The sequence below is a fragment of the Agrobacterium sp. 22-209-1 genome, assembly GCF_053522485.1.
This window is the reverse complement of the sequence record NZ_JBNWCH010000005.1, coordinates 170,571-182,916: the sequence shown is the minus strand read 5'-3', so window position 1 is coordinate 182,916 and position 12,346 is coordinate 170,571. Positions and strand designations below refer to the sequence as shown.

The 12,346-nt window shown below is 59.6% G+C and carries 3 protein-coding genes; 1 reads left to right on the top strand and 2 read right to left on the bottom strand.

Features of this window, described 5'->3' with window-relative positions:
• Positions 1-6: 6 nt before the first annotated feature.
• Positions 7-744, bottom strand: coding sequence for a helix-turn-helix transcriptional regulator (locus ACQZ48_RS13825; RefSeq protein WP_077985440.1), 738 nt, complete (start codon positions 742-744; stop codon positions 7-9).
• A gap of 339 nt (positions 745-1,083) precedes the next feature.
• Here ACQZ48_RS13825 and ACQZ48_RS13820 point away from each other — a divergent pair, with 339 nt between their 5' ends.
• Complete coding sequence (locus tag ACQZ48_RS13820) at positions 1,084-2,850, top strand: glucan ABC transporter ATP-binding protein/ permease (protein ID WP_077985439.1); 1,767 nt, start codon at positions 1,084-1,086, stop codon at positions 2,848-2,850.
• Positions 2,851-3,474: 624 nt separating this feature from the next.
• On the opposite strand, the gene ACQZ48_RS13815 is transcribed toward ACQZ48_RS13820, so the two are convergent.
• Positions 3,475-11,970 (bottom strand): GH36-type glycosyl hydrolase domain-containing protein, encoded by an 8,496-nt coding sequence (locus ACQZ48_RS13815; protein ID WP_191217198.1) that lies wholly within the window; start codon positions 11,968-11,970, stop codon positions 3,475-3,477.
• Positions 11,971-12,346 lie beyond the last annotated feature (376 nt).

The following is a 12,346-nucleotide window of genomic DNA, read 5'->3' as shown; positions in this document are numbered from 1 at the left end:
TTTGCGCTAGCTCAGCAAACCATGGCGAAAAGCAAGCGCTACGGTGTGCTGTCGGTTCTTGGCGCTGAAACGGCGCTGGATCCCGTTGATGTACCAGTCGACCGTGTGGTTGGAGATCGATAGTTGGCGTCCAATTTCGGTGGAAGTCATACCATCCGCCATCAGCGTCAACACCTCCATTTCGCGCCTCGTAAGCTCGAGAGCGGAAACGTCAGGGGCATTGCTGAAACCATGGGCCTGCCCGGAAAGATCGAGAAGGCGCCAGAACACGGCACGCGTGGCCGCATCCAGTAACTCCACCTGCAAAGAGGGCAATTGCCGATCCTGGCCGCCAATGAACACCGCACCGATGAAGCCTGCACGGCCGTGCACGGGAAAGGCGTAACCACCCTGCAGACCGTACCGGCCGGCATCGTGGAAAAACACGCTCGCCCTTTTGCGATGCATCGCACGCGGCAGCCCCTCCAGCGCTTCCTTCCACTGAAATGGCTTGTGCACCATGCCGATCACCTTGCGGACGGGATCGACAAGATTGTATTTTTTTGCCCTGTAGACCTCCAGCCAGCCTTCGGGCAGGTGTTGCGCGAGGATGTGTCCGGTGGAGGCGAGCTCACCGGTCATCCGCCTGCTGACGAGAAAATATTCGAAACCGTATTCGCGAATGAGCGTTACAAATTCAGAACGAACGCGGTCGGCGCTTCCCGCTTGGTAACACGCAGAGATGAAGTGAAGAATATCATGCATAAAGACACGGGGTCCGGAGCTTGGCTTGAAGGGAATGACACGAAGGACATGGTCCCGCGATGACGTCATGTTACTCGGGCGCCGGTCGGTTGAGATTGAACATATCGTCGTTAGCAATCCCTGAAACGAAGATGCGAAATCTTGTGACGGCAGGCCTCCGGAAACATCAGGTTCGGTTTTTTTCGGTTCGCACGCGCGGTCGATCTGTTAAGCCGCCATTCAGACAGAAAGAGCGATAATTACACAAATTTCGCCGTCTCATGCAACCTTGCTAAAATAACTTGCCTTGAGGCCGAACAAACAACCGCTCGAAAAAGACGCTCGGACTGGATTGAAAATTTGACCTTGTTTCAGGTTTACACACGCGCGCTGCGCTATCTGACCGTTCATAAATGGCGGGTGACGGTGGTCGTCATCGCCAACGTCATTCTTGCAGCGATCACCATCGCCGAACCGGTGCTGTTCGGCCGGATCATCGACGCCATCTCTTCCGGCACAAATGTCGCGCCCATCCTCATTTTGTGGGCGGGTTTCGGTGTCTTCAACACTGTCGCTTATGTGGCTGTTGCCCGCGAGGCCGACAGGCTGGCCCATGGCCGGCGCGCGTCGCTTCTGACGGAAGCCTTCGGGCGCATCATCTCAATGCCGCTCTCCTGGCACCATCAGCGCGGCACCTCCAACGCCCTGCACACGCTTTTGCGCGCCAGCGAAACGCTGTTTGGCCTGTGGCTCGAATTCATGCGCACGCATCTGGCCACCTTCGTCGCACTGGTGCTGCTTGTGCCGACAGCCATGTCCATGGACCTGCGCCTCAGCTTCGTGCTGATCGGCCTCGGTATCGTTTATTGGTACATCGGCAAGTGGGTGATGAGCCGCACCAAAGACGGTCAGGCTTCGGTCGAAGAGCATTATCACAGCGTTTTTGCCCATGTCAGCGACTCCATCAGCAACGTGTCGGTGCTGCACAGCTACAACCGCATCGAGGCCGAAACGAAAGCGCTGAAATCTTTCACCGAAAAGCTGCTGAGCGCGCAATATCCGGTGCTGGACTGGTGGGCCTTCGCCAGTGCACTTAACCGCACGGCCTCCACCGTTTCGATGATGATCATCCTCGTCATCGGTACCATGCTGGTGAAGAACGGTGAGTTGCGCGTTGGCGATGTCATTGCCTTCATCGGTTTCGCGAATCTCCTGATCGGCCGTCTGGACCAGATGCGCCAATTCGTGACGCAGATTTTCGAAGCCCGCGCCAAGCTCGTGGATTTCTTCGTGCTGGAAGATTCCGTCAAGGAACGGGAAGAACCGGGCGATGCGCGCGAATTGTCGAATGTCTCCGGCACCGTGGAGTTCCGCAACATCAATTTCGGTTTCGCCAACACCAAGCAGGGCGTTCACGACGTTTCGTTCACGGCCAAGGCCGGCGAGACAGTCGCGATCGTCGGGCCGACGGGCGCCGGCAAGACCACGCTCATCAATCTCCTGCAGCGGGTCTACGACCCCGATTCCGGCCAGATACTCATCGATGGAACCGATATTTCGACGGTGACGAAAAATTCGCTCCGCAACTCCATCGCCACGGTGTTTCAGGATGCGGGCCTGCTGAACCGCTCCATTCGCGAAAACATCCGCCTCGGCCGTGAATCGGCCACCGATGCGGAAGTGGTGGAAGCAGCGGCGGCAGCAGCGGCGACGGATTTCATCGACAGCCGCATCAACGGCTATCTGACCCAGGTGGGTGAACGCGGCAACCGCCTGTCCGGCGGCGAGCGCCAGCGCATCGCCATTGCACGCGCCATCCTGAAAAACGCCCCCATTCTGGTTCTCGATGAGGCAACCAGTGCGCTGGACGTGGAAACCGAGGCCCGTGTGAAGGCCGCCGTGGATGCGCTGCGAAAGAATCGCACGACCTTCATCATCGCGCACCGCCTTTCCACGGTCCGCGATGCCGATCTCGTTCTTTTCCTCGATCAGGGCCGGATCATCGAGAAGGGCACCTTCGATGAACTGACCCAGCGCGGCGGTCGCTTCACCTCGCTACTGCGCACCAGCGGCCTGCTAACGGAAGACGAAAACCAGCAACCCCGGCCAAAGGCTATTGCCTCCTAAGGGTCTGGCTGACGGAATGAAGACAGGGCGGACAGCATGTTGTCCGCCCTTTTTCTTTGTGCGCTTCCCGGCGACCCCGCCAGATCACAGGTCGCCTATCAAAGAATTCCGGTCAAGGAACTTGCCAGCCAGAAATCAAGCTGCGCGCATGGGAGGACAGTTCCCAGAAAGGCAACGATAGCTGCGAGTTTGATCAGGAAAACTCCAAGCACCACGCCAAGCGTCATTCCGACGCTCGTCTTCCGTGGGCAGCACGCCAGCCAACACGACAACGTTAACGAAAGAATGGTGAGCAACGCCAACAGCGCAAGTTCTGTGAAAGATGCGCTGAATTCCTGGATAATTCCCCTCCGATCGACCGACTATTTGTGACTGCTGCTTTCTCGAAAGGATTGACGAGACAGTCCGTACCGGACGATCCGGCACCGCGCCATCGAAGCCTTCGCCAATATGAGCCTATCTCGGCGCTGCAGCACCTTCCAGCCAGTGCTGCGAAGGAAGCCCGGTGCCATGCCATGATCCGACCCATAGGCTGAGTCGGAGGTCAGGGTAGCCCCATAAAGATTCAGGCCCCCGCGTTACCACGGGAGCCTGAGTTTATAGGCGAACGGAGACCTGATCGTCTTAGTCGAAGGGAATCACCCGATCATCTGCCGACAGGACCTTGCCATCGACGGAAACGGAAACTGCCGCCGTATCTGCCTTGCGGCTGACGACAATGTCCTTTGCCTTCCCGTCGAGCGTGATCTTCACCGAGAAACCGCTCCAGTCCTCTGGCAGCGATGGCGAAATATGCAGCTTTCCGTTGGTGCGGGTGATGCCGAGAATACCCTCGACGGCCGCACGATAGAGCCAGCCGGCAGAACCCGTGTACCAGCTCCACCCGCCACGGCCGGCGTAGGCGCCTTCACCGTAGACATCCGCAGTCACCACATAGGGTTCGACCCGATAGGTTTCCGACGCCGCCGCATCGAGCGCATGATTGACGGGGTTGAGCAGCTGGAAGCAGTTCCATGCCTCCTGCGCACGACCTTGCTTGGCAAGCGCAAGAACCACCCAAGTCGCCGCATGGGTATATTGTCCGCCGTTTTCGCGCACACCCGGCGGATATCCCTTGATGTAGCCCGGATCATGCGGCGCACGCGAGAAGGGCGGCGTGAACAGCCGGATGATGCCGGTCTTTTCATCGACCAGATGCGACATGACCGCATCCATCGCCTGCTGCGACCGAGCCTCTTCGCCTTCGCCGGAGAGAACGCTCCAGCTCTGGCCGAGCGAATCGATCCGGCATTCCTCGCTTTCGGACGAGCCTAGCGGTGTGCCGTCATCGAAATAGCCGCGCCGGTAATAGCTGCCATCCCAACCCGCTGTTTCCAGCGCATTGCGCAGCCTTTCCCGATGCGACGACCATTTGGCGACGCGGTCAGTATCGCCGCGCTTCTCGGCGATCTCGACGAAGTCTCGCAATGCGCCTGACAGGAACCAGCCGAGCCAGACGCTCGTGCCCTTGCCGCCAACGCCGACACGGTTCATGCCGTCGTTCCAGTCTCCGCCGAGGATCAGCGGCAGGCCGTTCTCCCCGGTACGGTGAATGGCGAGATCAAGCGCTAGCGCCGCATGTTCGTAAAGCGTGACGGACCTGTCGCTCGTCTCCGGCTGGAAGAAAGCATCGTGCTGGCCGGGCATCAATGCCGGGCCCTTAAGGAAGGGAATGCTCTCATCGAGGATGGCGACATCGTCCGTGGCTGAGACATACTGGTTGATGGCATAAGCGAGCCAGACCACATCGTCCGAGATGGTCGTGCGGACACCGGCACCCGTCAGCGGCAGCCACCAATGCTGCACGTCGCCTTCCGGGAACTGGCGGCCTGCCGCGCGCAGGATCTGCGTGCGGGCGAGATCCGGCTGGTAGAGCAGGAAGGCCAGCGTATCCTGCAACTGGTCACGGAAGCCGAAGGCGCCGCTCGACTGGTAAAAGGCGGTGCGCGCCAGAATGCGGCAGGCGAGCGCCTGATAAGGCAGCCAGTTATTGACCATGTGGTTGAAGCCGGCATCGGGCGTAGAGACCTGCAACTGGCCGGTAAAGCCCGTCCAGAATGCCTTGCTCGCATCCAATACCGTCTGGAAGTCCGCCTGGCGGGCATCCTTCACCAGTGCTTCGGCCTCTTCCGCATTGTCGGCATCGCCGAGAATGAAGGTCATGTGCCTTTCTTCGCCGGGCTTCAGGTGGATTTCCTGCATCAGTGCCGCGCAGGGATCGCCATCTACCTCGGTGGTGCCACTCAGCGCCGCACCGGACACGATGCCCTGCGGCGCCTGTGCAGAACCGAAGCGGCCGATGAATTCCCGGCGGCTGGTGGTAAAGCCGCTGGCCTCGCTATCGAGTGTCAGGAACGAAGTGCAGGCACTATAGTCGATGCTGTAGGGGTTCGATGCAAAGATCGCGTTGCTGCCCGCATCATGCCTGCTCAGGATGAACGGCGCGGATTTCTGGGCGTTATTGCCAAGCACCCACTCCACATAGGCATATACCTTCAGACGGCGGCTTTTCGAACCCTTGTTGCGCACAATGACCTGCGAGAACTTGACCGGTTTTTCACGGTCAGCGGTCTGCGTCAGCTCGACTTCGAGCGTATCCGCCACGCCGGTCAGGATCGAATAACCGAGACCATGGCGAGTTTCGAACATGGCTTCAGGATCGCGCGACAAGGCGGCACAGGGCGTATAGAGCTTTCCTGTTTCCACATCGGCGACATAGAAGGCCTCGCCCGGCCGGTTGATAACAGGGTCATTGGTCCAGGGCGTCAACTGGTAGTCACGCGAATTGCGGCTCCAGCTGAAACCGGCGCCTTCGGCTGAAATATGGAAGCCGAAATTCTCGTTCGAGATAACGTTGATCCATGGATGCGGCGTGGACTGCCCGCCATTCAGACGCACCACATATTCCTGACCGTTCTTGGCAAAGCCGCCGAAACCATTCCAGAAATCGAGATCGCCGGCGTCCTCGACCGGTTCCGCAACCGGGAAGGCCGGGACCGGCAGACGGGCCTGTGCCGCGTCACTCGTGCCATCCGGGCCGCGATGGGCCGCAAACAGCGAGACTGCGCGGTTGATCTGGTCAACGATCTTGCCGTTGCGAACATGCAGCACGACACGCGACGCGGCGAGAAGCGCATTCCATGTTTCCTCGTCCATCAGGTCGCGGCGTACCGAGAAGACATGTGGGCGTCCGCCATCGGCAGGATTGATACGGCGCTGCGCCTCGGAGATATGATCGAGCGCATGCTGCATGTCCTGGGCATAGGACGCAGCGCGTTCGTTGACGATGACGAGATCGAAGATCACGCCGCGTGAACGCAGATATTCGTGGGCGCTCAGCGCCTCACGGGCGATATCCATGTCCATGTCGTCATTGATGCGCAAGCTGAAGATCGGGAAATCGCCCGAAATGGCAAGCGGCCACAGAGAGCGCTGCGAGGCGAGGCCTGTTTTCAGCGTTTCCGAATCCGCACGCAGATGCATGTCGGGATAGGTCAGATAACGGCCGAGATGCTGGAAGGCGGCCGCCTGCTGCGAGGTGACACCCACATGGCGCATCTGCACCTGCGTGCGTGTCCAGGCATGCACGAGTTCATGGGCGAAAGCGTCCGGATGACGATAGCGATCGATCGCCTTGTCGACTTCCTCGCGGCTTGGCGCGGCAATCGTCCAGAAGATCACGCTCACCTTCTTGCCGGCCGGCACGCGCACGGTGCGCCGAAGGGAGAGGATCGGATCGAGCGTGAAACCGTCGGTGCTGGAGAGCGTTGCACCGGCATCGAAAGCCGCGGCTTCGCGCAGCGACCGTCCGCGACCGATGAACTTGGCGCGATCCGTTTCGAATTCCGTCGGGCGCGACGGGCCGGCATTGTCGGCGGCCAGATGCGCGATGACGGTGCCAGGCTCGTTCGGGCTGCGACGGTTGCGCCAGGCGCGGATGACGTCGCCGCGGCGGCCGATTTCCGTCTGCACAAACATGCGCGAGAAGAGCGGATGGGCGTTGTCATCATCCTCAGACGCGATGACCGGCTCCATATAGGAGGTCACTTCGATGTAGCGATCCTCGGAACCGACGTTCAGCAGGGTGATACGGCGGCCTTCGGCATCATGCTCAGTGGCGACGATGCATTCGACAACACTCTGCAGATCGCCTGTTGTCTTGTGGAACTCGGCCTTGTCATCGGTAAAGATCGTCTTGGTCTTTTCACCCTCGATGACACGCGGCTCCGCCGTCGCACTCCACCATTGTCCATTGGTGGTATCGCGCAGGAAGATGAAGGTGCCCCATCGATCGTCTGTCGGATCGGCTTTCCAGCGGGAAATCGCCTGTCCGTTCCACTTCGAATAACCCGCACCCGTCGAGGTGAGCATCGTCGAATAATGGCCGTTCGAGAGGAACACCACTTCGCGGTCGCGCACCGCCGGATCGGCAATGGAGCGCACTTCCGCACGCAACAGGTCGGCCTGTTCCTTGCCGGGGGTTTCCGGCTCGTATTTGGCGCTCATGACGGGCACTTCGCGTGGCGCCTTTTCCTGCAACAGCAGTTCGGCCGCCTCGATCACCGGATCGGAATGGAAGAGTTCGCGCAGCACGCCGTCGAAAGCGACGTTGGCGACGGCCGCAATCGACATGCCGTGGTGGTGAGCATAATAGTTATAGACCACCGCACAGACCTTGCCGTCCGGTACGCGCGTCGGCGTGAAATCCACCGCATCATGGAAACCATATTGTCCAAGCGCGCCCAGCTTGCGCAGCTTGTCGAGGTTTTCGAGTGCACCGTCGGGATCGTACTGGCTGGCGAGGATCGACGCATAAGGCGCGATCACCGCATTCTGGCCGAGACCACGCTTGAGGCCAAGGGTCGGTACACCGAAGTTGGTGTACTGATAGTTCATGTTGTGATCGCGGGCGTTGAACGCCGCTTCGGAAATGCCCCATGGCGTGCCGAGACGGCGGCCGTGGTTCATCTGTTCCTTGACGATCAGATTGTTGGTCTGGTTGAGAATGCCGCCCTGACGCTCCTGCATGACGAGCGGAGGCATCAAATATTCGAACATCGAACCCGACCACGACACCAACGCGCCCTGCGCACCGATTGGCACGACCTGACGGCCAAGACGATACCAGTGTTCGGTCGGCAGATCGCCCTTGGCGATGGCAAACAGGCTGGTCAGGCGGCATTCGGAAGCCAGAAGGTCGTAGCAGGCCTCGTCGAGCTCCTTGCTTTCGACGCGGTAACCGATCGACAGAAGACGGCGATCCTTGCGGTAAAGGAACGTGAAATCCATCGAGAAGGCGAGGTTGCGGCTGCGGTCGCGCAGCGATGCGAGACGCTGTCGCAGCGGCTCCATGTTGGTGAGGTCGATGGCGCTGTCTGAAATATGCGCCTCGCAGCAATCGACGAGCAATTGCGCCCAGCGCGTCACTTCCGCGCTCTGCGCGGATTTCACCTCGTGATCGACGTTGGTGGCGAGTTTCTGGATATCGCGCGCAAGAACCGCGAGATTGATGACACGGATCGAGGCGAATTCATGCTCGCGCTTGACGGACGCAAGGGCGTTCGAGAAGCCGATGATGCGCTCTTCAAGCCGGCGATGCAGCGGTCGCAGGTTCTTGCGATCGTCCGGCAATGCCTTCAGCGTTTCGCGCAGAATGCCGGCAAGATCACCAATACCGTCCAGATTACCCTGAAGATGCGCGGACGGTGCCTCCGCCCAATCGCGGCAGGCGGACGAAACCGCAATCAGATGGCCGGCGAGGTTGCCGCTATCCACTGCCGAAACATAACGCGGCCCAAGCGTCTGCAAGGTGTCGGTATGATACCAGTTGTAGAGATGACCGCGATACTTCTCCATCTTCTCGACGGTCTGGATCGTGTTCTCGATCCGCTCCAGCGTATCGGCAAAGCTGATCCAGCCGAACTGGCGCGCCGAAATGATGGAAAGCAGATAGACGCCGATATTGGTGGGAGAGGTACGCGAAGCGACAATCGGCTCCGGCGTTTCCTGGAAGTTGTCCGGCGGCAGGTGATTTTCCTGCGCTGTCACGAAGGTCTCGTAATAACGCCAGGTGCGACGCGCGATCTTGCGAAGTTCGAAGGAGACATGCTCCGAAACGAACAATCGGTCTTCGGTTTCAGCAGACTGGCTGACATACCAGGCGACGGCCGGGGACAGAACCCAAAGAAGCGTAAAAGGGATACCGATCAGGAAGGCGTTGTCGCCCGGCAGCGACGCAAACAACAGCCCCAGCATGGCCACGACAGGCGCATGCCACATCTGGCGGTAATAATCGACGATGCCGCCCTGTGCGCTCGACTGCATGCTGGCGGCGGTGCGCCATTCCAGCATCAGCTTGTGGCTGACGAGCAGGCGGTACAGCGAACGTGCAATCGCATCCGTCATCATGCAGGCGGCATCGGCGATGAAGACGATGCGCAGCGCAACCTGTGCGTTGGTGGCGCGGATTTCGGACCAGATGGTGTGGAAATGCGCCTGTGGCACGATATCGGTGGAGCGCGGCACGAGTCCGGACAGCAAGGAAAGCGTGGGCGCGACGAACAGCGAGAAGATCAGCAGAATCTGCCAGATCAGCGCACCGAGCGGATCCATGAAATACCAGCCGAGGATCGAGGCGAAGAACCAGGCGATCGGCGTCAGCGAGCGACGCAGATTGTCGACCATCTTCCAGCGGCCGATGGCGGTAACGCCGCGGGCACGATCGAGGATAAAGGGCAGAAGCTGCCAGTCGCCGCGCGCCCAGCGATGCTGGCGCGACACTTCCACCTCATATCGGGTCGGGAAGTCTTCCACCAGCTCCACATCGGTGACGAGCGCGCAGCGCGCAAACGAGCCTTCGAGTAGGTCGTGGCTGAGGATGGAGTTTTCCTCGATACGGCCCTTCAGCGCCGCCTCGAAGGCATCCACATCGTAAAGACCCTTGCCGGTGAAAGTGCCTTCGGAAGTCAGGTCTTGATAGACGTCGGAAACGGTGAAGACATAAGGGTCGATACCGCGATTGATCGAGAAGACGCGCTGGAAGACGGAGGCGTCCTTGCCCGTCGTCAGCGAGGGCGTCACACGCGGCTGCAGCAGACCGTAGCCTTCGACAACTCGTCCGGATTCCGGATCGATCCTCGGGCGGTTGATCGGATGGTGCATCTTGCCGACGAGCTTGGTCACCGCATCGCGCATCAGGCGCGTGTCGGCATCCAGCGTCATGACATATTTGACATCGGTCGGCACGATGTTCGCACCGCCAAGGAAAGTCGTATCCTTGTCGCCGCGCAGCAGCATGTTCAGCTCATGCAGCTTGCCGCGCTTTCGCTCCCAGCCCATCCAGCAGCCTTCGGCCGGATTGTAGAGGCGGCGGCGGTGCAGCAGGTAGAAGCGCGTCTTGCCGTCAAAGGCATAACGGCTGTTCAGCGCCGCAAGCTCGCGCTTGGCATAATCGAGAATTTCGAGATCGTCGTCGGACTGTTCATATTGCGCATCACGCCAGTCGCCCACCAGCGAGAAGTAGATCTCGCCATGCGGATTGGCGAGATAATGCACCTCGATATTGCGCATCATCTCGTCGACGCTATCGCGGCTGGTCAGCATGCAGGGCACGGCAACCAATGTGCGGGCATCCTGCGGGATGCCATTCTTGAACTCGTATCCGACAAGCCGGAACGGTTTCACGAAGAAAGTGACGAGCGTGTTGAAGAGGCCGGTTGCGCCTTCGGATGCGGGCAATGCGAACATCAGCAGGAAGGCGGTCACAACATACCAGGGCATACCGGCTTGCGCCAGGAACCAGCCGACGGCGAGCATGGCGAGCGCGGTGATCAGCAGCACCGGCGCCGCAATCGCGAGCCAGTTGAACTTGCGCATGGCCCGGACAATATGCTGCGACACCAGGGGCCGGTACCCCAAAGCCTTTTCGAGTTCGAAGCGGCGCTGGCCCACAAGCACGGAGCCGACATTGACGCGATGGGTTTCATCGGCACCGGCCGGCGTCTCCGAACGCGCCATTTCGACAGCGGCGCGCGCAACCTCGACTTCGGTCTTGGGTGAGCGGCGCGCCAGAAGCTCGATTGTATTGCGGTAGGTGTTGCGTGAACCGAAATCCAGAACCTCGTAGTCGGTCTCTTCGCGCAGGACCTTGTCGATGTGGCTGACTTCCTCGAACCACACCGACCATTCGGTGTCGTCGATTTCACGCAGGCTCTTAACGATGTTGCCCATCGTCACATTGCCGGATGCTAAGCGATTATGTTCCGACATCATGATGTTTTCGGCGTCGGTACCGGCAGCATGAAGACGCTCTTCAAGCCAGGCAACGGCAAAACCTGAGGTTTGCGAGCCGTTCCTCAGACGATAAAGGAACTGCGTCGCGAAAGTCGGGTCGTCGACCAGCGAATCGACCTGCTTGAGAAGCGCTGCCGAGGCTTCCGCATCGTTGAGGCGAATGATTTCATCGACGACTTCATTCGCCTTCTGGCGCATGCGACGCGAACGTTCCACACGGATGGAGATGCGGCGAAGATTTTCGATGAGCACAAAACGGATGATCGACGGCAGAGCCCACAATTCGCCGATCTGCAGCGTCTTTGACGTCTGGTAGCCATCCACCAGCGCCGTCATGTTCTCGCGCGAAACCGTGCTGTGGGTATGGGCGACATAAAGCCAGCCGAGTGCCACAACCCGCGGGACAGTCACCCCGCCAACCGTCATCGTCGGCAGCTGGCGATAGAACTTGCGCGGAAAATCGCGACGGACTTCCTGGATCGCCTCTTCGATGACGTAATGGTTGTCGAGCAGCCATTCCGCCGCCGGCGTTATCGTCGCGCCATTTTCCGCATCGACGGCAGTCGTACGATAGACCCTGAGGATTTCCTTCTCGTTCTCGCGGTGACGCTCGAAGAAATCGAACTCCATGAAGCCGGGAAGGCTGTCGGCGCCATCGCGCGAAAGCGCGGCGCCCGCATCATGCAGTTCCTCGACCGTCATATAGGACGCGCGGATCGAATCGTTGTGATCGATCTGCTTCGTCTCTGAATCACGGGCGGCGGCGGTCGGGGTAATATGAAATGACATCGGGCTCGTATTCTGAACTTTATGGAAACTGGTTCAACTTGACCTGCAATTCGTCCGTGGCGGGAACACACACGAAAATCGGGCCACGCTATATTTATGACTTATCCTGAACCTTCGGTGAACCGGACCAGACGCTGTGCGGAACGGATCGTCAAGCGCATAACATCCGCAGGCACATCATGCTGCAGCGTCATTATTCCGGGATGTGTGCGAAGCTGGAGATCGACGCGGACGGGGCGCTTTCGATGAAGAGAAGAAAGCGTCGTCGTTCGGCCCGGCTTTGCCGTTCCGACCGGATTTCGCACCCTCCCCGATGGCGAAAATTGTTCGCGCAACGTCCGATAATCCCCCGTTGACAACCTGAAAGGCAACACGA